This is a genomic window from Neobacillus sp. GCM10027624 (assembly GCF_042675345.1).
GTDB lineage: Bacteria > Bacillota > Bacilli > Bacillales > Cytobacillaceae > Neobacillus > Neobacillus cucumis_D.
In genome coordinates, this window is sequence record NZ_JBHTHD010000011.1 from 630,453 (window position 1) to 652,524 (window position 22,072).

Genomic DNA, 22,072 nt, shown 5'->3' on the forward strand with positions numbered 1-22,072 from the left:
TTTACTATATGAAATCAACGATTGTTTCATGGCTTCAGGAAGGTAATATTACTGTCCCGGCCATTTTATTTTCTGAGTATCGAAATCTAAATTTAAACGAATACGAACTTGTTCTTTTATTAAATATTATGACTTTTATCGAAAAAGGAAATCAATTTCCAACCCCTGAAGAACTCTCCTCCCGTATGACAGTTTCCATAGCGGAATGCAATGAAATGCTGCGAAGACTTATCCAAAAGGGATGTATCGAAATCATTGATGAATATTCACAGGATGGGATTCGGTATGAAAGGTATTCTGTGATTCCCTTGCTAGAGAAATTGGTTGAACAATTCTTGATGAAAAATAAACGCGTTGATGAGGCAAATAAAAAATCCGAAGAAACAGATCTTTATACATGTTTTGAAAAAGAATTCGGGCGTCCCTTATCTCCATTTGAATGCGAGTCATTGGCGATGTGGATGGATGATGATCATCATCACCCCATTATTATTAAAGCTGCATTACGCGAAGCAGTAATGTCCGGAAAATTGAATTTTCGTTATATTGATCGGATTTTATTTGAATGGAAGAAAAACGGGATTAAAACAATTGAACAAGCAAAAAACCATGGTCGAAAATTTCGTAATAAACAACAGCAAAATAGAAAAACAAGCCAGGAAGATTCGGAACAACCCCCAACAGTCCCTTTCTACAATTGGCTCGAACAATAAAATCTCAAATCAGCGAGAGAAACTTCTCTCGTTTGTTTTTATTTAATCTGTGTTAGATTCAAGCGCAAATCGCAGGCAAGTTTAATTTATGAGGTAGGTGAACAGTTTTGTTGAATAATACACAAATTCGCTATTGTCTTGATAAAATGGGCGAGATGTTTCCTGACGCCCATTGTGAATTAAATCATTCTAATCCCTTTGAATTAATCATCGCTGTTTCTTTATCAGCCCAATGTACAGACGCACTCGTCAATAAAGTAACGAAAAACTTATTTCAAAAGTACAGAACTCCTGAAGATTATTTGAGTGTACCGCTGGAAGAACTGCAAAATGATATTCGTTCAATTGGGCTATACCGTAATAAAGCTAAAAATATTCAAAGCCTATGCCGCATGATCCTAGAAGAGTATGATGGGGGAATTCCTATGGATCGTGATGAACTCACGAAGCTCCCTGGAGTTGGAAGAAAAACTGCAAATGTCGTGGTTTCTGTTGCTTATAATATACCGGCTATTGCCGTTGATACCCATGTTGAAAGAGTGACTAAACGGTTAGGCATTTGCCGCTGGAAAGATTCTGTTCTTGAGGTGGAAAAGACGCTAATGAGGAAAATACCACCCGAGGAATGGTCGGTAACCCATCATCGCCTGATTTTCTTTGGAAGATACCATTGTAAGGCACAAAACCCGCAATGTCCTTCTTGTCCTTTATTAGAGCTATGCAGGGAAGGGAAGAAGAGGATGAAGGCAAAGGATGTTTCCTAATGGAAAATCGAGTTAATTTTGAAAAGCCTTGGGAGAACCCTTCCGAAGTGATTCCAAGTCTTCTTTTGGAATGGGGACAGATCAAAACAGATCTTGAAAAATTTTATCGCATTCGTGATCAAGAGAATACGAATCTGGGAATGAAAAAGGGGATTAACTTATTTCTTAAATTCTTATTTTGGTCGAATGAATTGCCGGTGGTTGATAAAGAACCACTGCCACTTGATTCATTACCATACAGACCTGTTAACATCGGTGAGAGGATTGGCTTTATCCTCAAAAGACCAAACCTTTTTCATTCCTATCGTCAGCTTTCTGAACTTTTTCTTGAACAAGAAAAACAGTTTGTTAAAAAAAATATTAAAGAAAAAGCGTCAAAGCCATAAGGCTAGACGCTTTTTTTGATGTTATTGGGTACCCGGCTGTTCAGTGTCTGGGGTAGTGGTACCGCTGTCTGTTGTGCCGGTATTAGTGTCAGTAGTGCCTTGATCATTATTACCTGGATTATTTCCTTGTTCGGTGCCAGTACCCTGATCTTGACCCTGACCCTGTCCTTGTTCAGTGTCAGTGCCAGTGCCAGTACCAGTACCAGTACCGTTGCCCTGGTCTTGACCGGTATCCTGTCCTGGATTCGTATCAGATGGTGTACCGTTCTTATTTCCGTTATCACCATTGTTTTCATTTCCAGGAGTTGTTTCTTCAGGAGCTTTTGGTACAGTGAAGCTTGCAGCAGCCGAATCACTTTTCCGGCTTCCGTCGGTTGCAACAATGGTAAATTTATAGGTTGCTCCCGGTGTAACATTTGGAATTGAAATGGATTTGTTCTCAGTTGTTAAACTTGTTTGTCCGGAACCATTATCAACAGTCACAGCGAATTGAATATTCGCTGATGATTTATTTTTATAACTCCACTTAAGAACAAGCTGATTATTTTTTTCGTCGTATTTTACTGATGCACTGCCAGGTGCATTCAATTTATCATATCGAGTTGATACTCTGCTTGGTGCGTTCCCTTTAACAGCATATTCTGTAATGACCAAATTTGATGGTGTATATTGACTTGCAAGTACCGGCGGCATTGAGCCTTTTTCAATTCTTACCCTTTGAACACTATTTGGAACAGGGAAATCGGATGTTTGTTTCCCTTCAGATACATAGGAAATTAAATTCCTAAACATATCTTGAGCAATCTTTTGTCCATCTCCCGGTGCAATTGGGGTGGAACGGTCCTTATATCCGGTCCAAATCGATGCTGTGTAATTTGGTGTATAACCGGAGAACCAGGCATCTGGAATATAAGAGCTGCTCGGGATATTCCATTGTGCTCTTTCCTCGTCTGTATAATTCGTTGTTCCTGTCTTCCCTGCGATATGAAGTCCTGGGACGTTGGCCCTTGTTCCTGTACCCGGATATTGTAGGACACTTTTAAGCATATCGGTAATCATGAAGGCTGTGTAATCCTTCATCACCACTTTTGTTTCTGGTGTGGTGTTAATGACAGTTCCATCACGTAGTTTAATTTTTTTCACTGCATATGGTTTTGTATATAAACCATTATTACCAAAAGCACTGTATGCACCGGCCATTTGAAGAGGAGAAACACCGTCCCTTAATCCACCGATTGCATAGGATTCATAAATTTCTTTCAAAGGAATCCCTAAATTATTAGCAAACTTTTTGGCGCGATCTAATCCTACCTGCTGTAAGGTTTGTACAGCTGGGGTATTTCTAGATAATTGCAATGCAGTTCGAATGGTCATTCTCCCCATGTAGCGGCCATCCCAGTTTCCAAAGGTTTGGCCAGTCGAATATTTTACCGGTTTATCATCAATTGTCTGATATGTTCCCCATTTTAAATATTCAATGGCTGGGCCATAATCCAAGACAGGCTTGATGGTTGAACCCGGCTGGCGTCTTGTATCAATTGCATAGTTGAAACCGCGTTTAACTTGCTGATTTCGACCGCCGCCGATTGCCCGGATTGCTCCAGTTTTCGTATCAAGAAGTGAAATACCAGCCTGGAACTTTTCATCAGGATAGTTAATCACATCCTGGGTGTTCAGCATTTTATAAACATATTTTTGTGCCTTTGGATCTACCGTTGTATAAATAGTTAATCCATCGGAGAAAATATCAAAATCTCCTTGCTGTTTCACTTCATCAATTACTGCATCAACAAAAGAATCAAAAGGTTTCTCATCAATCTTGCGCTTGTCTTCTTTTACTAATCCTTTTTTAATCGGAACCTTCATGGCTTCTTCCATCACTTGCTTTGAAATAAAACCGTGTTGATGCATTAAGGATAATACGATATTGCGTCTTTTTTCTGCGAGGTCAGGATTTGTAAATGGATTGTAATTATTAGGACTTTGCGGCATTCCCGCTAGCAAGGCAGCTTCAGGCAATGTCAAATCCTTTAGTTTTTTTCCGTAATAGGTTTCAGCAGCCGTTGCCATCCCGTAGCTGCCTTCTGACATATTTACCTTATTGACATACATTTCAAAAATTTGGTGTTTTGTATATTTCTGTTCTAGCTGATAGGAAAGCCACGCTTCTTCCACTTTTCTTTTTATTGTTTTCTCAGGTGTTAAAAAGGAATTTTTAATTACCTGCTGGGTAATGGTACTTCCACCTTCAGCCCCAAATCCATGCTTAATATTAGCCAGCACAGCACCGCCAAGACGGATAGGATCAATTCCATGGTGCTTATAAAAACGATAATCCTCCGTAGCCAGGACGGCATTCTCCAAAAGCTTTGGTATATCCTTATAGTCGACATATTCCCTGTTAACAGCACCCACTTCAGTCAGTAGGTGGCCATTCATATCTAAAATCTTCGATGAAATGGGATCTTTTAAAACCTTTGGATCAAGTTTTGGAGCGTCTTTCACCATGTAGGCAAAAGTTCCAACCCCGGCCAAAATCATGACAATTCCAAGGGCGACAAGGGTTAAAAATATCTTTTTTATAATCCCTTTAGGTTTTTTCTTTGTTTTTGTTTTGGGTTTGCCCTTTGCTTGCTTCTGTTTTCGGCGCTCCTCTCTTGATTGATATTGATCAGCCATTTTTAAAGTCCTTCCTTTCCAACTTCACTCAAGGTTATTTAAGACAATTGATAAAGTGTATCTATTATTCTAATATAGTCAATTCTTGCTTGGAATCCAAGCGGAATGTAATACCCAAGTTGTTCAATTTCCTCCTTGGTAATTGATTTTCTTCCTCCTGTTTTCATTCTATCCCAAAATTGTAATAAGTTTTTCGCTTCAAGCAAATAAACCTGTTCCTGTTTTGTAAATCTTAAAATAACAAAACAGATTCCTCCCTGAAGCAATACCTCTTCCATATGCCGGATTTGGTGTTCATGGAAATTCTTTAAGGGAAATGAACTGGAATTCTGTGTTTCTTTTGCTTCAAAATCAATATATTTACCTTTATATACCCCGTTATAATCGGTAGTAGAGGCTTGCTTGAAATAAGCTTCTTTTATTACAGCCGCACTTCGCATTGGGTAATCTACCTGAACAATTTGAACAGGTGTAGGTTTTTTATGAACAACCGCAATTTTTTTCTCTCTGTAAAATTCATTTGTAATATTTAAGTCTTCTTCAAGAGTCATTCCTCGATTACTGTAAGATTCATTTTTTTTCTTATAAGCAATTTTGGTATTTGCCGCTGCATTAGGAATATACTGTTTTCCGTTTGGATAATTCACACTCATATCTTGCACCTCTCAAACTATTACTTATCATAACAAATCACAGCGGAGTTGGGTGCATAAAAATTTGCAAGTTCCGTATTCTAATCATTATAACTTTTATTTTACAAGGGAAGAGCATAATGAATCATTTTACAATACAGGAACAGGAGATTATCCGTCAAATAATAACTGAAACGGATAAGAAAAATCTCGATAATATTTCAAGAACAAATGCCTATTTTCGGTATTTCAAGAAAAATCCTGATATTATTTGGTCCTTTCTTGCCCATATGGTTTCAAGGAATGGAGGATGGAATATGTGTGACCTTGAAGGGTCTATTTTCCCGCATTTATTGGAGCCAAAAATAAGAAAGCAGCTTTTCCTAACCTATGAGCGGGCTAATTGGTTAATTTTCCACGATGTTTTCCCCCAGCTGTTGCTCTATCAATATTCGACGAGATTAGACCGTTCGATGTTTCATTTACTTCCATATTTCAATGTTTCTTCATTTATTCAAAAAGAATGGGTTCACTATTGGAATGAAAAAGATAAGTTCAGAATGATGACGGCTCTAATTATTAATGAACAAAATGTCATTCAACAACCAATAATTGAGCATCCAATTTATAAGAAGAAAGTGTTTCGTTCGATGATTTTCACTTTTCAGGATTGGCTTCATTTCAGCTGTGTATTGTTTCCAACCTGTGGGGGAGAAGTGTATGGGTCCTGTGTGAATGGATTCCGATCGGTTTCAAAAAGAATTCATTTGGGGAAACGGCTTGCAAACATTCTTTTTCATCCACGTTTATTTCCTTATTTTTTTGAATTTGCCAATCGTACACCGCATACAGGTTCAAGGTATGATTATGAACAGTACTTTAAAACGAAGATTGCAAGAAAAACGCCGATCTTAAGAGCAGCTTTTCCTGTGATTAAACATCATCAACATACCTATGAGGATTGGAATAAACAACAACTTGTATCCCCAATATGGCTCCATGGACCAGTCAGTCATAAACATTCAATTCACCTAACAGATTGGTATTTCAAGAAATTAAGGCAGTTAGAACTGATGCTTGCCTTAAAAAATACACTTACATAAACGAAAAAAGCAGGGTGATTCTTGCTCAGATTGTAAGAAAAATACTAATTTATTGATTGTCCCTGCAAAAGGGCCTGTTGATTTCCGCTCCAGACACAAGCGGTTCGCGGGCGTGCAGGGGAGCCTCCTCGTCGCTTCGCTCCTGTGGGGTCTCCCCTGCCTCGTACTCCCGCAGGAGTCTTCGTGCCTTCCGCTCCAATCAACGTAGTTCAAATCAATATTGTTCTTTCAATAACCTTTATAAAAGAAAAAAAGCAAGGAGTTTCCTTGCTTTTTCGTTATTCTGCCGGCCGATTTGGGCCTTCTAGTTTTTTATCACCATAGCCAGCTCTTTTTTCAGTCTCTGATTGTCTAGGATTTTTATTTTGCTGTTTTTTATTTGTCATCGAAAACACCTCCATTTCTAGCTTGTACGTTTTTACTAATTTCATTCGGAATACGATTTGTCGAATACGTAAGCTTAAAATGCCAAAATTACACTTTGTTTGACGAATAACTTCTAGTTTTGTCATGGTAGAAGGAAGCAGGAAAAAGAGGGAGAATACTATCTTATAGAAAACTTGAGGAGGCTGTTAATCATGAATAAGCCAATGTCTGAAAAAGAAATGCTGCTTACGATGCTGACAGATATTTACGATCAGTTGGAAGAATTAGAGTCGGTTCTAGAGGCATCATTCTCAGACCTTCGAAACAGTTTAGTGGAAGATGAACACAATAAATTGACAGTGCCTAAACAACAATTATCAGCAATAGAAGTGGAAATGGGGCATCTCTTCCCTGATACTTTCAATAATACAGATCTGAAGCAAAATCATGTCTCTGGAAGGCTAAAGCTTGAACTTGGCTTTTAATAAACAGTAAAATAGAGAATATCTTTTTAAGGTAGCTTTGGCATTTACGGCTACTTTTTATTTTTGCCAAAAAAGGAAGGTAGCATATGGAAGAGCGACATAAAGAACTAACGCAAAAATTACTTCAAAACAATCAATTGTTCTTGAAATATTATCAAGAAGTACGTAAAACAGGGATAAAACAGGATTTTCATCAAGTGGTAAAACCTTTTGCTGATGAAGTAAAGGTGGTAACGGATGAATGGAAGGAGTTAATGAAAAAATGGCTAAAAGAAAACTCTCGAAAGCATATTCATGAAAAGCAAATTGATCTTACAGCCGAACATATTTCTGATTTATCCATCCAAGCCTTTTTCCCGGAAACAAGCCGAACAAGGTTCACGAATACAAATCGAACGGTAGAATATTTTTTAACAGGTCTATTATTGGAGTTAGAAAAATAGAAAAGAGATGCCAAATGGCATCTCTTTAAAGTGATTTAGTTAGAATTTTCGATGAGGGAGTTTTCCGTATAATTTTCAGGAATAACCGCGCCTTGAGATTCAAGTTCACGGACAAGAAGGCGATATTCTTTAATGCTAATTTCATTGTGAATATAGGCTTTCTTGGCAAAATCCATTAGTGTATTAACATCATTTGTGCTGTAATCTCGACTTTGAATAAATTTGCTTTTTAATTCATGAATATCCATAGATTTCTCCTCCTTCACCTTTTTTCTATCGTATCACGAAAAAAAAGGATTTTTTGTTTTTGAAATATTTAAACTTCAGACAAAATTCGTTTCGTTTTGACAAATCGCTGTACTTTTAAAAATAATCACCTTTCTTGGGTTTTTATCATAAAGTGAAGTAATGAAAGTGCGGAGGAGATGTTTGCCCATGTATGGTAACTATCGGCCAGATCCCTACTTCAATCGTGGATTACCAGGGCAAAGGAAGCAAGGGTGGCCAGTTGATTATGAAAGAAATCATCAAGGGTTTGTTTTAAATCAGCCATTTCCGTATCCGTCCCCAACACAAAATTACGATTGGAACCAGTACCAGCAGCAAAACCCATACTTACCGAAAATGGTTGGCCAAACCTATCAACAAGGAATGTTTCAACAGCAAATGCCCTATCCAAACCAGCAGTTTTCACAGAAGAATTCGCAATTTCTTTTCCAAAATCCACTTCAGCCACAAGAGAAAAAGGTTCCTAACCAGTATATGCCCATGAACGGGTATCCAATGATGAATCCTTATCCAAAACAAAACATGATCCCCAAACAACCTGGGGGAATGAAATCGATTATGAATTCGTTTAAATCCCAGGATGGGACAGTAGATCTTAATAAAATGATGAATACTGCTGGTACAATGATGAATGCAGTAAATCAAGTTTCTACACTGGTAAAGGGGCTTGGCGGAATGTTCAAAACATAAAAAAGACGGCTTCGATAAGCCGCCTTTTTTATGTTTCTTGTAGGTTATTCTTCAATTCTGATGACTTTTCCTTTTTCCTGAGGAATTCGGATCTGAAGTAAGCCATCTCGATAGGAGGCTTTTACTTTTTTTTCATTGATTTGGTAGGGAAGTGAAATGGTTCTGGAGGAATGCTGGCGCAATTGCCTTTTATGATAAAGCTGATTATTTTCATCTTCCTCGGTTATCATTTCATTGTTATCAATGGAAATCGTTACGTAATGGCCGGAAATATTTAGATGAATCTGTTCTCTTTTAATCCCCGGAAGTTCTGCCGTAATAATATATTCCTCCTTCGTTTCAACCGTTTCAACGGGAAAGGCCGCACTGAGTGGAAAGGGAGTTTTAAAGAATTCATCAATCGATTGTAAAAAACCTCTTATAGGCTGTTCATGAAACAAGTCATTCATGGATTTAAATAGATCGCTGAACGGCTCGGTTTTTGATTTTTTTTTGTTATTTGGATCGCCCGGAAGCTTGGATGACATTGCAATTCCCTCACTTTCAAGAATTTCACACAACATCATATGCTAACAGTACTAGGTATGTGCCTGAATAACAGGGTGGGCCTGGGTTTGGATAGGAACACAGAATAAAAACCGCTGCCAAGTGAGGCAGCGGTTAAACTTTCCTTAGATTAAATGAATCTCTTCCATCAGAATATCGATATCAAGCATCATATTGCCTTCATCGTCAACTTCAATTAATTCCTCTTTTTTCATTTTTGTCAGTGTCCGGCTAATCGTTTCCCGGGTTGTTCCAATCATATTGGCAAGATCCTTATTGGTAAATTCCGCTTTTAAGAGGAGGGTGCTATCTTCAAGCTTCTTGCCATACTTTTGTGCAAGGCGGATGAGTAATTTTATAATTTGTTCATACGTATTATTAAGAATTTGTTCCTCCAACCGGTTTTGCAGATCAACAATTTTTTCCCCAAGGACACGAAATACTTTTATACATAACTCAGGGTTTTCAATTAGCACAGATTCAAACTTTAGTATGGGGATTGCAATTAAGGTTGATGGCTCGAGGATTTCAGCATAGGCAGGGTAGTCTCCTTTTCTAAAAAAGCCGACATGCGGAAACATTTCACCCTTTTTCATAACGTTAACAAGTTGTTCTTTCCCGCTAATATCGCTTTTATAGATTTTTACTTTCCCACTTTTAATAAAGTAGACATTTTCAAGCGGGTCTCCCTGTAAAAAAACATGGCTATGTTTTTTCCATTCCCTCACAATCGCGATATCGGTTACTTTGGTTAATTCATAGTCATTTAAGTCCCGAAAGAGAGTGAATTCTGAAAGTACCTTTTTAATTTCTTCTATTTTCATTCTTTCACCACATTAAATTAGTTTTAATCTATTGTATCAAAAAAACAAGCCTTTTTTTAATCATTACCTGTATTATCTTAAAAAAATGTGTTGTAAATGTTACAAAATTGTGGCTAAAAAAAGGCGGCTGGAATAATCCTCCAGAATTAAAATAAGGAAAAATAACCTTTTAACTCTTTAATTACGAACGTTCATTCGATAAAATAGAAGTATTGAGGTGAGGTTTATGAAGTTGAAAAAAAACCTGCAGGAAATTATATCTGAGTTAAAGACAAATGAACAATTTAAAGAAAATATCCTGACATGGGAGACAATTGAAGAAAAACCGGCCCAAACCGTTTCATTGCCTGAATCCTTACATCCTGTTTTAAGTCAGGCATTGAACAGTAAGGGAATAAAAGAACTTTATACACATCAGAGCACTGCCTATAAAACTGTTATGGCCCGCAGGAGCATTGTGGCAGTAACACCAACTGCTTCAGGTAAGACCCTTTGTTATAACCTGCCCGTTTTGCAGACGATTCTCCAAAATCCAAATGCGCGGGCATTATATATGTTTCCGACAAAAGCACTTGCACAGGATCAAAAAAGTGAAATAAACGAAATCATTCAGGCAGCGGGTGTGGATATAAATAGCTATACATATGACGGAGATACACCGGCGACTATTCGGCAAAGAGTGAGGAAGGCGGGACATGTCGTCATTACCAATCCGGATATGCTCCATTCTGCAATATTGCCGCATCATACAAAATGGGTGTCCCTTTTTGAAAATCTTAAATTTGTTGTGATTGATGAACTCCATACGTATCGGGGGGTTTTTGGCAGTCATGTTGCCAATGTGATTCGAAGATTAAAACGGATTTGCCGGTATTACGGCAGCAATCCCGTTTTTATTTGTACTTCCGCAACGATTGCAAATCCTCTTGAGCTGGCAGAAGCGTTAACGGAAGAAAAAATGTGCTTAATTGATAATAATGGTGCCCCAAGCGGCAAGAAACACTTTTTATTCTATAATCCGCCGATTGTGAACAAACCGCTAAATATTCGGCGAAGTGCCACACTCGAGGTAAGGAAAATTGCCGGTGAATTATTAAAAAATAAAATTCAAACGATTGTATTTGCGAGAAGCAGGGTAAGGGTTGAAATCATTTTAACCTATCTTCAGGAATTGGTGAAAAACCAATTAGGTCCAAAGTCAATTATGGGATATCGAGGCGGATATCTTCCGACGGAAAGAAGAAAAATTGAGAAGGGTCTGCGTTCAGGAGACATTTATGGGGTTGTAAGCACCAATGCTCTGGAGCTAGGAGTGGATATTGGCCAGCTTCAGGTTTGTATTATGACAGGCTATCCAGGGACCATTTCGAGTGCATGGCAGCAGGCAGGAAGAGCCGGAAGAAGGCACGGAGAGGCCCTGGTTATTATGGTAGCCAGTTCGAGTCCACTAGACCAATATATTATCCAGAACCCGGGATACTTTTTCAATAAAAGTCCGGAAACAGCAAGAATCAATCCCGATAATCTAATCATTTTAATTGACCACATGAAATGTGCAGCATATGAGCTTCCTTTTAAGAAGGAGGAGAAATTTGGGTCTGTGGATACAGAAGAGTTATTAGAATATTTAACAGAGGAGCGCATTCTCTATCGAAATGGGGATAAATGGTATTGGATGAATGATTCCTTTCCTGCCCACAATATTAGCCTTCGGTCTGCTTCTCAGGAAAATATTGTAATTGTAGATCAATCAGATATTGCGAATGTAAAGGTGATTGGCGAAATGGACCGTTTTTCCGCCATGACATTACTTCATGATGAAGCCATTTATTTGCATCAAGGCCGTCAATACCAGGTTGAGAAGCTGGATTGGGACGAAAAAAAGGCATTTGTTCGGGAAGTGGACGTTGACTATTTTACTGATGCAAATCTAGCTGTCCAATTAAAGGTCCTTGAGGTCGATAAGCTTTCCTCGCAAACTCAAGCCGAAATCGGTTTTGGCGATGTAAGTGTCCGCGCCATGGCAACGATTTTTAAAAAAATCAAGTTTGAAACTCATGAAAATATCGGTTCCGGTCCAATCCATTTGCCCGAAGAAGAACTGCATACAAATGCAGCGTGGATTTCATTAGATCAGTCATTTTCTGAAATGGGTCAAGAGAGGTTAGAACAAGGATTGATTGGAGCCGCCCATGCTCTGAACCATATAGCCCCATTGTTTGTGATGGCAGACCCACAAGATATTCATGTCATTCCGCAGGTTAAAGCGGATCATAACGAAAAACCAACGATATTCTTTTATGACCGCTATCCTGGTGGGATAGGCCTAAGTGAAAAAATTTATCAAGGGATGCCAGAGGTCTTTGAAGAAACTAGAAAAATGATTGAGCATTGCCAATGTGAATCCGGTTGTCCATCCTGTATTGGCGCTGACACGATTAATGAGCAATCCAAAAAAGATGCAATTAAAATTATAAATGTTTTTGTAAAGTTTTCCGGGTCGATAAGGGAAGTGTAAAAAGTGTCCTTAAAAAATAAACTAAATCGGTTAAAACCACATATTTCAACTGGAGTTCAAATAGAAAAAGACTTAAGTGTTCCTGAGTCTTCCTTGTTGGAGATTCCCTTTAGGGAGCAATGGGAAAGTGAAAATGTTTTTCCATATGTGCTCGATCAAAATTACTGTCTTATCCGCGAGATTAAATATCCATTATCGCACCGGCATGGGCATTATCATTTTCAAGATTTTCTTGCAGCTGTTGAAATATGGAACAAACAATCTATTAGCCATCCATTATCTGCTGCAGGACATCGTGCTAATGAATTATTCTTTTTTGACACGGAAACAACAGGTCTTGGCGGTGGAGTCGGCAATACGATTTTTTTACTTGGTTATGCCAGTGTCTCAGGAAATGAATTAATCTTACGACAGCATATTTTGCCTAATCCAGGTGCGGAGGTCCCTTTATATCACAGTTTTTTGGAAAAAGTAAACTATAAGACTCTAGTAACTTATAATGGCAAATCGTTTGACTGGCCGCAGGTAAAGACGAGGCATACACTTGTCAGGGACCATGTTCCAAAACTGCCGTCCTTTGGACATTTTGATTTGTTCCATTCTGCAAGGAGACTCTGGAAACATAGGTTGGATCGTTTAAAATTGGCTGTTGTTGAAAAAGAGGTATTAGGTGTTGAAAGGATTGATGATATTCCGGGTTTTTTGGCTCCAATGATTTATTTTGATTTTATCGAGAGTAAACAGCCTGACGGAATGATTGGCATCTTAAAACACAATGAAGTGGATATCCTTTCCCTTGTTACCTTGTATACTCATTTAACCTTTCAAATTTGCGGTATTGACCCGAATCGGACCAGGATGGAAACCTTTGAGGTTGGAAGATGGTTTGCCGCTATAGGTGAAGATAATGAAGCAAAAAAGGTGTTAACAAACCTTGCAGACGGGAATGATCTGCCTTCTGATCACGCGAAACTGGCTCTAGCCTTTCAATTAAAGAAGGAACGGGAATGGGAAAGGGTAGTGCACCTTTTAAGTGAAACAGTTAATTCAGAAGACAAAAGGATTGTTCAAGAATCATGCCTTGAATTGACAAAGATTTATGAACATAGAATAAAAGATGTGGAGATAGCTAGAAAATATTGTATAAAAGCGATGGACATTGTCAGCCAATTACAAAGACAAAAAAAGGATACTCATCCGCTTTCTCTTTATCAACTTGAGTTAAGATTAAAACGATTGGAGAAAAAACTCGTCAAATTTCCTGGGTAAGCGCAAAATTCGCTATATTTCGATTTTTGTAACAAAAATTTCATATTTTTTTCACGCAAAAACCAGTAAATCCATATTGTTTATCATCGTTAAACACGGTAAAATGTAAAACTGTGTGAGTAAAAACGACTCAAAAATAATTATGGAGCTGGTAATATGTATAAGGCAATCTTGTTTTTATTTTTTGCTGTCGTTTGTTTGACTGCTGTCCTTTTTACAAGCTTAAAAGATAGCTTTTATTCAATCTTTTAGGTTTTTCAAAAATAAAATCTGTCCGGCATAAAATTAGGTATTTTCCTTAGTACAAGAATCCTTCTTTCATCATAGCCTATTAGTGTAAATCGAATTACTATCTGAAAGGAGATATCAATATGTATTTAGGTACTAATGTTACGCCGCCAGTCATTCATCCGACAACAAACATTGTGAACCATACGTTCTCATCAACGGTGGTGCCACACATTCATCCTGTTCACACAACAACTGTGAACCATCATATGTATCAACATAAACACTACTGTCCACAATCTGCTTCTTGTTGTGAAGAGGTTTGTAACCAACATATTAACTGTTGTTCCCCATGTGGAATGCCAGGTGCAGTTGGGCCAATGGCAAATGCGCCAATGGGTGCCGGCCCAATGGGAGCAGGACCAATGGGACCTGGACCAATGGGAGCAGGCCCTATGGGACCAGGACCAATGGGACCTGGTTTTTACTAAGAATAAGGCGAATTTTACAAGGGCTTTTTAGCCCTTGTTTCTTTTTGGTTTACTACATAATATGTTATCTTTTAAAATGTGTTTGTCCTATTTTAAAAAATTTTTTTAGAGGGAGTAGTCATGCCGAAGGTACTCACAATTTCCGGTTATAAGCCCTTTGAATTAGGGATTTTTCAAAATGACCACCCTTCTGTCTTTTTCATAAAGGCTGCCATCAAAAAAGAATTGCTTCATATGCTCGAGGAAGGACTCGAATGGGTATTAATCAGCGGCCAATTAGGAGTTGAACTTTGGGCAGGGGAAGCTGTCTTTGAACTACAGGAAGAATTTCCTGAATTAAGACTAGCCGTTATTACACCATTTTTGGAACAAGAGGCAAACTGGAGTGAAAAAAATAAAGAGTGGTATGAATCTGTTCTGATGCAGGCAGATTTTGTAGACTCCGTTACAAAAAAAGTTTATGAAAAGCCATGGCAGTTCCGGCTTAAAAATCAATTTTTTCTTGAGAAAAGTGATGCGCTCCTACTTCTTTACGATCAGGAAAAAGAGGGAAGTCCCAAATACCTGTATGAACTAGCCCTTCAATACCAAAGCCTGAGGTCCTATCCTATCCAACTGATTACCTTTTATGATTTACAGTTGATTGTTGAAGAGGAACAATTAAAAAGATCTGATTTTTAATCATTTAGGAAAGATAAATTGACAAAAGCGCATATTTTTGAAAAAATAATAGGTAATGATTGGCGAATTTTGAGGTGATTTGAATGCTGTCTGATAAAGTTAAATTAACAGCAAAGGATATATTAGAAAAAGAGTTTAAAACCGCAGTAAGAGGGTATAAACAAGAAGATGTGGATAAATTTTTGGATTTAATTATTAAGGATTACGAAATCTTTCATCAAGAAATAGATGATCTGCAACAGGAAAATCTTCGCTTACGTAAGCAGCTTGAAGAAACATCAAGAAGGCAGCCGATTTCCCAGCCAGCCGGTACAACGAATTTTGATATTTTAAAACGTTTATCCAATCTTGAAAAGCATGTTTTTGGTAGCAAATTATACGATTAACAGAAAATACCCGTATTTCCTAATAAAAACCATTGAATTACATCCATGAAATACATATAATAAAAATTGTCTTCATTAATTACGTTCGGGTAATCGCTACAACCGCTTTGGCGAATTGTAGAGGAAAGTCCATGCTCGCACGAGCTGCGATGCTCGTAGTGTTCGTGCCTAGCGAATTCATAAGCTAGGGCAGCTGGGTTATCCAGCTGACGGCCGGGAAAATACCTAAGTCCTATGGGATATGGTATGAATACCTATAAAAGTGCCACAGTGACGGAGCCTTTCTAGAAATGGAAAGGGTGGAACGCGGTAAACCCCACGAGCGAGAAACCCAAATTATGGTAGGGGCACTTTCTCTGAGGAATTGAACAAGGAGAAGGACAGAGTCATTGAGATTCTGTAGATAGATGATTACCACCTAAGTACGAGATGTTAAAATCGATTGTAGTACTATGGTACAGAACATGGCTTACAGAACGTTTTTAATGGGAAAGTATGAAGAATTGAACGGCTCTCCTAATAGGGAGGGCTTTTTTATTTTCAATTGTCGAGTGCATTCAAGCTATGCGTTTGGTCTATAATGAGAACATACATATTTTGTTAAGGGTGAAATAATGGGAAAATATCAATTAATCGCAACGGCAGCTATGGGTCTAGAAGCTCTTGTTGCGAAAGAAGTCCGTTCACTTGGTTATGAATGCGAAGTGGATAATGGGAAAATAACATTTACTGGAGACGAGTATGCAATCGCCCGTACTAATTTATGGCTGCGGACGGCTGCAAGAGTAAAGATAAAGGTTGGAGAATTTAAAGCTTATACCTTTGATGAATTATTTGAAAAAACAAAGGCATTGCCTTGGGAAAAATATCTACCAGAAGATGCAGAGTTTCCTGTAATCGGCAAGTCAGTAAAATCTAAGCTTTTTAGTATTTCAGATTGCCAATCGATTGTAAAAAAGGCCGTTGTTGAAAGAATGAAAACTCATTATAAAAGGAATTCCTGGTTCGAGGAAACAGGTGGATTATACCGTATTGAAGTGGCTATGTTAAAGGATGTTGCTACGATTACGATTGATACCAGCGGTGATGGACTTCATAAACGCGGCTATAGGGCTGATCAAGGATTGGCTCCGTTAAAGGAAACTACTGCAGCTGCTCTAATCATGCTTACTAATTGGAAGCCTGACCGTCCGTTTATAGACCCTTTTTGTGGTTCTGGAACGATTCCAATTGAAGCTGCTTTAATTGGGCAAAATATTGCTCCTGGATTTAATCGAGAGTTTGTGTCAGAAAGTTGGAATTGGATTCCTTCCAAGGTTTGGGATGATGTTCGAACAGAGGCGGAGGATTTGGCAAATTACGATCAGCCCCTTGATATTACAGGTTCAGATATTGACCATCGTATGGTGAAAATCGCTCAGGAGAATGCTTTTGAAGCAGGGTTTGGTGAATTAATTAATTTCAAACAAATGCAGGTAAAAGATATTTCGACTAAAAAGGAATATGGTGTTATTGTTGGGAACCCACCCTACGGCGAACGACTTGGGGAAAAAAATGCAGTAGAGCAAATGTACAAAGAAATGGGACTAGCCTTTAGCAAGCTTGATACTTGGTCCATTTATATAATGACTTCAAATGAAAACTTTGAACAATTATATGGGAAGCCTGCAACGAAAAAAAGAAAGCTTTTTAATGGGTTTATTCGTACAGACCTATATCAATATTGGGGAAAGCGGCCGCCAAGGCAGTCGGAATTGTAGACAATATATTGCAATTCAATGTGTAGCGCTCTTTTCCGAGCGCTGCATTTTATAGAGGGGGATTTTATGCAAAACGGGTTTCCATTTACTGTTTCAAAAACTGAATCATTTTATGACAAACTAGGCGAATGGATTGGTGATTTATTTTATGAGATTCTCCCTGACGCCGGTTTCGAATTAAGAGATGAGCAAATTTATATGGCCTTTCAGCTAGAAAAGGCTTTTAAAGATAAAAAAATAATGTTTGCTGAAGCAGGAGTTGGAACAGGGAAAACGATTGTTTATTTGCTTTATGCAATTATGTATGCACGTTACACAAATCGCCCGGCTATTATCGCCTGTGCAGATGAAACGTTAATTGAACAGTTAGTAAAAAAAGAAGGAGATATCTCAAAACTTGAATCTGTTTTAGGATTAAATATGGATGTCCGGCTTGCAAAATCGAGGGATCAATATTTATGTATAAAAAAGTTGGATCAAGTAAAAGATTTAGACCTTTCCGATGAACTGAACGATATTTATGAAAAATTACCTGAATTTCTTCATACGGATGGTTCGATGCAGACCTTTGAAAGATATGGTGACCGCAAGGATTATCCGGTTATTTCCGATGAAATTTGGGAAAAGATAAGCTGGGACCCTGTTCAGGATTGTTTTTCCTGCGAAAAACGGCATCGCTGTGGTCTTACATTACACAGAGATTACTACCGTCACGCAAAGGATCTTATCATTTGTTCTCATGACTTTTATATGGAACATGTTTGGACAAAGGAATCAAGGAAAAGAGAAGGGCAGCTGCCGCTTTTACCAGAGTATTCTTCCGTTGTATTTGATGAAGGTCACCTATTAGAATTTGCGGCGCAGAAGGCACTTAGCTATCGCTTTACAGACACTTTGCTTGAGTCGTTGCTGACCAGATTGATGGAAAATGAAGTTCGTGAAAATACACTGTACACGATTGAAGAGGCTCTATTAGAAAATGATGTATTTTTCAACGCAATCGCCCAGTTTTCCCAAGTCTCACTAGGTTCTGAAAAACAAATCATTTCTAAGCATCCAACCTTAATTAAACAGGGAAGAAAGCTGCTTGATACCTTGCAAAAGCTTGAAGAAGAACTCGTGTTTGAAAGTGAATTATTTGTTATAAATGAATATGATTTAAAAATAGTTGAGGAATACCTTGAGCAAATCACTTATTCCCTTTCACTTTTTCTTAAGGAAATGAACGGGATTACATGGTTTGAAGAAAATATGGGTGAACGGACACTTGTGATTATGCCGAAAATGGTGGAAGAGGTATTAAGGGATGAAGTATTCTCACAAAAACTTCCATTTGTTTTTTCTTCCGCAACCTTATCCAATCAAAAATCATTTGACTATATAGCTAATAGTCTTGGGATTCATGATTTTCTATCCTTTTCTGTTTCTTCTCCTTTCAACTATGAGGAATTGATGGAGATTTATCTTCCGAGGTTTGAAAAAGAAAGAATAACAGATAAAGTGGAGTACTTAACAAAGAAAATGATTGAATCAGAAGGTCGTACACTTATTCTCTTGAACAATAAAAATGATCTGGCATTACTTAAGGGAAAATTGGCAGACACTCTCCCATATCCTATATATTTCGAAGGTGATGAAGAAATCAGCACACTTGTATCGAAATTTCAAAATGAGGAAAATTCCATCCTTTGCTCAATCCATCTATGGGAAGGGCTTGATATTCCTGGACGATCCTTAGAGAATGTTATGATTTTTTCGCTGCCGTTTCCGCCGAATGACCCCGTCTTCATTGCGAAGAGGGATGGTGTGCAAAAGGCATTTGAAGAAATTGATTTACCTTATATGCTTCTCAGGCTCCGTCAGGGAATTGGAAGGTTAATTCGAAGTGAAAATGACCGGGGAACAGTTCATATTTTGCTTGAAAATGATATAGGATCCAATATTTTAGAAAAAATAAAAGAGATACTGCCTGTAGGGGCTAAAGAAGTGTAAACGAAAAGGGTCACGCTACGTGACCCTTTTAAAATTATCTTCCTAGCAGTCTAAGACCTTCCGGTGTCATTTTTTCCGGGCTCCAGGCTGGTGTCCAAACTAGGTCTACGTCAACATTTCTTGTTTCCTCGATTCCTTCTACACAATAACGAACACCCGTTGTAATACTGTCATGCAGTGGGCATCCTGGTGTTGTTAAGGTCATGGTTATTTTAACATCCCCTTCACCTGAAACATCTAAATCATAAATTAAGCCAAGATCTACAACATTAATATTAAGTTCAGGGTCATAAACATTTTTTAGCTCGTTAAGAATTTTTTCTTTTAAATTCATGATAAACACCTCACTATTTTTTTAGGACGCTAATAATACTGATTGCAATAATAATTAAAACTACGGATAAAATGAATTGTCCAATCGTAAAGAGAAGCGTAATTTTAAAGGTTAATGCAGAAAAAACAATCAAAACTCCGAGAATAAAAAATGAAAATAGCGGCGGAACAAGTTTTTCATTCATCATCTCTTTCAATGTTGGAACCGATTGTTTGCCCATTTCCTTGCTATATTTAAAAGTCCACCAAAGGAATGGAACAATCTTAAATAAATAACCGACAATGCTTAATACAATCCAGAGCATGATATAAGCATAGACGAGCGGTCCAATAACCGAGCTGAAGGAATGAGTCCAGACAAGAATGAATGCAGCTAAATGAATGATATTGCCGAACAGAATCGCGGCTAACGCAAATGAAAATGGTGTATCTAATTTTTTCTTTAATCTTTTTTTGACAATGATTCGTATATGCCAGCTAAAGATGGAAAAGCCCACAAGCAGTAGGAATAGACCAAGCTTTACAAGGAGGCCCCAACCGGTTAAAAATGCGATTAATGTAACAAGGAGACCGGCTGCGTAAAATCCATAAACATATCTAGCCTGGATCATAGGAAAACCATGGGATAATGAAAACATTGGCACCATTTTATAGGAAAAACCAAAAATCAACAGGGTAAACCATCCTGTAACCCCCATTAACAAATGACTTTTAAAAACAGCTTGATAGGTTCCTGCGCCACTGCCGGTCTTAAGGAAATAAACTAATGTAATACCCATGGAAATAGTCATGAATAAACAAAATAATGCTGTACCAACAAAAGCAGTCAGGATGTTTGGCTTAGTTTGTTTTTTTAAAGTCATCATCATTTGAAATAAGAACATTAATATTCCAATCAGGGTAAGAATTCCAGGAATAATAGCATTTTGGGGTGATGAATAGAGCAAACCGGCAAAGCCAATAATTCCAAAAGCTGTAACAAAAAACTGTAAGAATCCAAATTTTTCATTCCAGATGTTTGTTAAGAAAGCAACCGGTACAAGCTGATACATCGCTCCCATTGCTACCATTAATGCCCAGCCTAAAACTAGTATATGTGCTGCCGACCAGATGGCAGGGATCCGAAAACTGCCTCCTATAAGTAAATCTCCATTAAATAAAAGGACAATTTGTGATAATACTAAGGCAATTAAACTAAAGAAAATAAACGAAAAGGGAAGCTTAACATTGGTCTCACTCCCCATATTTTGTGGAAGCATCATTTACACCTTCTTATCGGAAGATTTCAATTTTAAAACTTCCGTCGTCTTGTTGTTCAGTTCTTTGATTGTATCCAAGTTCCTCTAATTGCTCATATAGAAACATTGGTCTGCGGTCATTAATGATCGTCAAAACTTCATGATCAGGCAGTGTCTCTAATGCAGCAAGTGTTCGCATCATTGGTTGTGGCGGTTCTAAACCGCGGTTGTCTAAAATCATTTTATATCACCCTTCATTCGTATTACTTTGGATTCTTTATAAATGTTACCTTCCAGTGATCTTCGGCAATTTCTACCGCCTCATGGCTAAAGCCTTTTGTTTTTAATACCGCGAATAATGGGACTGGTTTAAAGGTTGCATGAAGAATGAAAATATCATTTTCTTTTAAATCCTTAATCGCCCCCATAATTTTTTGAAAGGGCTCCAGTTTATTTTTTAAATCCTCACGTACATCAAGTTCAACAATTCTTTGTTCCATCACGAAACAACTCCCTTTTCATTATATATAGTAGAAACTTACGAAAGCATTCAATTAATAGAATAGTTCCTGTTTAAGTGATTCTCGGTTAATGAAATAATAGCCGTCATCATCAAGAAAAATGAATTCTTTCTTTTTTAATTGATTGATGGTTCTGCTGACGGTTTCTCTGGAGGTTCCAATCATATTGGCAAGCTCACGGTTGGTAAATTGCGTTGTCAGCTTAAATTGGTCATCAATTTTTTCACCATTTGATTTGCAGAGCCTAATTAATAGTAAAACAATTTGTTCATAGGTATTATGAAGTATTTGCTCTTCCAGTCGATTTTGCAGGTCCACTATCTTCTCTCCAAGAACTTTAAATAGTTTAATACAAAGCTCAGGATAAGAAATTAAAATCTCCTCGAATTTATCAATTGGGATGACAATTAGGTTAGCATCCTCCATAATCTCTGCGTGAGCCGGGAAAGTGCCCTTTCGAAAGAAGCCTGCGTGTGGGAACATTTCTCCCGGTTCGAGAACGGAGACGATTTGTTCCTTACCGGAAAAATCCGTTTTATAAATTTTTACTTTTCCGCTGTGGATAAAGAATACCCGGTCCATCGGATCATCCTGCATAAATACATACATTTTATGCTTATAGAAACGAGCCTGGGCAATCTCAACAAAAGGTGCCAGCTCAGCGGCCGTCAGCTCTTTAAAAATTGGGACAGCAGAAAGCCTCTTTATAATGTCTTCTTGCTTCAATTAACATCAC

General features: G+C 37.9%; 24 protein-coding genes and 1 other RNA gene. 15 read left to right on the top strand and 10 right to left on the bottom strand.

Annotation, left to right across the window (positions count from 1 at the left end; genetic code table 11):
* Positions 1 to 8 precede the first annotated feature (8 nt).
* From ACFQZ9_RS19525 to ACFQZ9_RS19535, 3 genes are all read left to right on the top strand, one after another.
* Complete coding sequence (locus ACFQZ9_RS19525; protein ID WP_498944992.1) at positions 9 to 713, top strand: DnaD domain-containing protein; 705 nt, start codon at positions 9 to 11, stop codon at positions 711 to 713.
* A 107-nt stretch (positions 714 to 820) separates the two neighbouring features.
* Positions 821 to 1,477, top strand: a complete 657-nt coding sequence (gene nth / locus ACFQZ9_RS19530; RefSeq protein ID WP_198308995.1) for an endonuclease III — start codon at positions 821 to 823, stop codon at positions 1,475 to 1,477.
* Positions 1,477 to 1,863 carry a YpoC family protein gene (locus ACFQZ9_RS19535; RefSeq protein ID WP_198308994.1) on the top strand — a complete coding sequence of 129 codons (387 nt, stop codon included), beginning with the start codon at positions 1,477 to 1,479 and terminating at the stop codon, positions 1,861 to 1,863. The genes nth and ACFQZ9_RS19535 overlap by 1 nt, the downstream gene beginning before the upstream one ends.
* A gap of 21 nt (positions 1,864 to 1,884) precedes the next feature.
* On the opposite strand, the gene ACFQZ9_RS19540 is transcribed toward ACFQZ9_RS19535, so the two are convergent.
* Both ACFQZ9_RS19540 and recU read right to left on the bottom strand, forming a co-directional pair.
* Entirely contained in the window at positions 1,885 to 4,542 is a 2,658-nt protein-coding gene (locus tag ACFQZ9_RS19540) for a PBP1A family penicillin-binding protein (RefSeq protein ID WP_498944993.1), read from the bottom strand.
* Positions 4,543 to 4,580: 38 nt separating this feature from the next.
* Complete coding sequence (gene recU / locus ACFQZ9_RS19545) at positions 4,581 to 5,195, bottom strand: Holliday junction resolvase RecU (protein ID WP_198308992.1); 615 nt, start codon at positions 5,193 to 5,195, stop codon at positions 4,581 to 4,583.
* A 119-nt stretch (positions 5,196 to 5,314) separates the two neighbouring features.
* Between recU and ACFQZ9_RS19550 the strand changes: the two genes are divergently transcribed.
* The 3 genes from ACFQZ9_RS19550 to ACFQZ9_RS19560 all read left to right on the top strand — a co-directional run bounded on the left by ACFQZ9_RS19550 (position 5,315) and on the right by ACFQZ9_RS19560 (position 7,571).
* A complete protein-coding gene (locus ACFQZ9_RS19550) occupies positions 5,315 to 6,277 on the top strand; it encodes a DUF2515 domain-containing protein (protein WP_498944994.1) in 963 nt (320 codons plus the stop codon).
* Positions 6,278 to 6,855: 578 nt separating this feature from the next.
* Positions 6,856 to 7,128, top strand: a complete 273-nt coding sequence (locus tag ACFQZ9_RS19555; protein WP_198308989.1) for a hypothetical protein — start codon at positions 6,856 to 6,858, stop codon at positions 7,126 to 7,128.
* 86 nt (positions 7,129 to 7,214) lie between these two features.
* Positions 7,215 to 7,571: a DUF1798 family protein gene (locus ACFQZ9_RS19560; RefSeq protein WP_498944995.1), complete on the top strand. Its 357-nt coding sequence runs from the start codon at positions 7,215 to 7,217 to the stop codon at positions 7,569 to 7,571.
* A 35-nt stretch (positions 7,572 to 7,606) separates the two neighbouring features.
* Here ACFQZ9_RS19560 and ACFQZ9_RS19565 read toward each other — a convergent pair whose 3' ends face one another.
* Positions 7,607 to 7,819 (bottom strand): YppF family protein, encoded by a 213-nt coding sequence (locus tag ACFQZ9_RS19565; protein ID WP_026573237.1) that lies wholly within the window; start codon positions 7,817 to 7,819, stop codon positions 7,607 to 7,609.
* Positions 7,820 to 8,006: 187 nt separating this feature from the next.
* Between ACFQZ9_RS19565 and ACFQZ9_RS19570 the strand changes: the two genes are divergently transcribed.
* Complete coding sequence (locus ACFQZ9_RS19570; protein ID WP_498944996.1) at positions 8,007 to 8,549, top strand: YppG family protein; 543 nt, start codon at positions 8,007 to 8,009, stop codon at positions 8,547 to 8,549.
* Positions 8,550 to 8,593: 44 nt separating this feature from the next.
* Here the strand turns inward: ACFQZ9_RS19570 and ACFQZ9_RS19575 are convergent, their stop codons facing one another.
* Both ACFQZ9_RS19575 and ACFQZ9_RS19580 read right to left on the bottom strand, forming a co-directional pair.
* On the bottom strand, positions 8,594 to 9,076 hold the full coding sequence (locus tag ACFQZ9_RS19575; RefSeq protein WP_498944997.1) for an Hsp20/alpha crystallin family protein: 483 nt from the start codon (positions 9,074 to 9,076) through the stop codon (positions 8,594 to 8,596).
* Positions 9,077 to 9,220: 144 nt separating this feature from the next.
* Positions 9,221 to 9,919 (bottom strand): Crp/Fnr family transcriptional regulator, encoded by a 699-nt coding sequence (locus tag ACFQZ9_RS19580; protein ID WP_498944998.1) that lies wholly within the window; start codon positions 9,917 to 9,919, stop codon positions 9,221 to 9,223.
* 226 nt (positions 9,920 to 10,145) lie between these two features.
* Between ACFQZ9_RS19580 and ACFQZ9_RS19585 the strand changes: the two genes are divergently transcribed.
* The 8 genes from ACFQZ9_RS19585 to ACFQZ9_RS19620 all read left to right on the top strand — a co-directional run bounded on the left by ACFQZ9_RS19585 (position 10,146) and on the right by ACFQZ9_RS19620 (position 19,244).
* The gene (locus ACFQZ9_RS19585) at positions 10,146 to 12,437 is read left to right on the top strand and encodes a DEAD/DEAH box helicase (protein WP_498944999.1); all 2,292 of its coding nucleotides are present in this window, start codon (positions 10,146 to 10,148) and stop codon (positions 12,435 to 12,437) included.
* 3 nt (positions 12,438 to 12,440) lie between these two features.
* Complete coding sequence (locus ACFQZ9_RS19590; RefSeq protein ID WP_498945000.1) at positions 12,441 to 13,706, top strand: ribonuclease H-like domain-containing protein; 1,266 nt, start codon at positions 12,441 to 12,443, stop codon at positions 13,704 to 13,706.
* Positions 13,707 to 14,077: 371 nt separating this feature from the next.
* A complete protein-coding gene (locus ACFQZ9_RS19595) occupies positions 14,078 to 14,425 on the top strand; it encodes a CotD family spore coat protein (RefSeq protein ID WP_498945001.1) in 348 nt (115 codons plus the stop codon).
* 120 nt (positions 14,426 to 14,545) lie between these two features.
* Positions 14,546 to 15,106 (top strand): SLOG family protein, encoded by a 561-nt coding sequence (locus tag ACFQZ9_RS19600; RefSeq protein ID WP_198308981.1) that lies wholly within the window; start codon positions 14,546 to 14,548, stop codon positions 15,104 to 15,106.
* An 83-nt stretch (positions 15,107 to 15,189) separates the two neighbouring features.
* On the top strand, positions 15,190 to 15,492 hold the full coding sequence (gene gpsB, locus ACFQZ9_RS19605; protein ID WP_198308980.1) for a cell division regulator GpsB: 303 nt from the start codon (positions 15,190 to 15,192) through the stop codon (positions 15,490 to 15,492).
* An 81-nt stretch (positions 15,493 to 15,573) separates the two neighbouring features.
* Positions 15,574 to 15,969: RNase P RNA component class B (gene rnpB, locus ACFQZ9_RS19610), an RNA gene on the top strand.
* Between the two features lie 137 nt (positions 15,970 to 16,106).
* Positions 16,107 to 17,252 (top strand): THUMP domain-containing class I SAM-dependent RNA methyltransferase, encoded by a 1,146-nt coding sequence (locus tag ACFQZ9_RS19615; protein ID WP_498945002.1) that lies wholly within the window; start codon positions 16,107 to 16,109, stop codon positions 17,250 to 17,252.
* A 66-nt stretch (positions 17,253 to 17,318) separates the two neighbouring features.
* Complete coding sequence (locus ACFQZ9_RS19620; protein ID WP_498945003.1) at positions 17,319 to 19,244, top strand: ATP-dependent DNA helicase; 1,926 nt, start codon at positions 17,319 to 17,321, stop codon at positions 19,242 to 19,244.
* A 34-nt stretch (positions 19,245 to 19,278) separates the two neighbouring features.
* Here the strand turns inward: ACFQZ9_RS19620 and ACFQZ9_RS19625 are convergent, their stop codons facing one another.
* Genes ACFQZ9_RS19625 through ACFQZ9_RS19645 form a run of 5 tightly spaced genes read right to left on the bottom strand, consistent with a single transcriptional unit; the run spans position 19,279 to position 22,062 of the window.
* Entirely contained in the window at positions 19,279 to 19,578 is a 300-nt protein-coding gene (locus ACFQZ9_RS19625) for a metal-sulfur cluster assembly factor (protein WP_198308977.1), read from the bottom strand.
* Positions 19,579 to 19,591: 13 nt separating this feature from the next.
* Positions 19,592 to 20,836: a hypothetical protein gene (locus tag ACFQZ9_RS19630; RefSeq protein ID WP_498945004.1), complete on the bottom strand. Its 1,245-nt coding sequence runs from the start codon at positions 20,834 to 20,836 to the stop codon at positions 19,592 to 19,594.
* A gap of 13 nt (positions 20,837 to 20,849) precedes the next feature.
* Positions 20,850 to 21,056, bottom strand: coding sequence for a DUF2249 domain-containing protein (locus ACFQZ9_RS19635; RefSeq protein WP_133335987.1), 207 nt, complete (start codon positions 21,054 to 21,056; stop codon positions 20,850 to 20,852).
* Between the two features lie 22 nt (positions 21,057 to 21,078).
* Complete coding sequence (locus ACFQZ9_RS19640; RefSeq protein ID WP_498945005.1) at positions 21,079 to 21,315, bottom strand: DUF2249 domain-containing protein; 237 nt, start codon at positions 21,313 to 21,315, stop codon at positions 21,079 to 21,081.
* 54 nt (positions 21,316 to 21,369) lie between these two features.
* Positions 21,370 to 22,062: a Crp/Fnr family transcriptional regulator gene (locus ACFQZ9_RS19645; protein ID WP_498945006.1), complete on the bottom strand. Its 693-nt coding sequence runs from the start codon at positions 22,060 to 22,062 to the stop codon at positions 21,370 to 21,372.
* Positions 22,063 to 22,072: the final 10 nt, after the last annotated feature.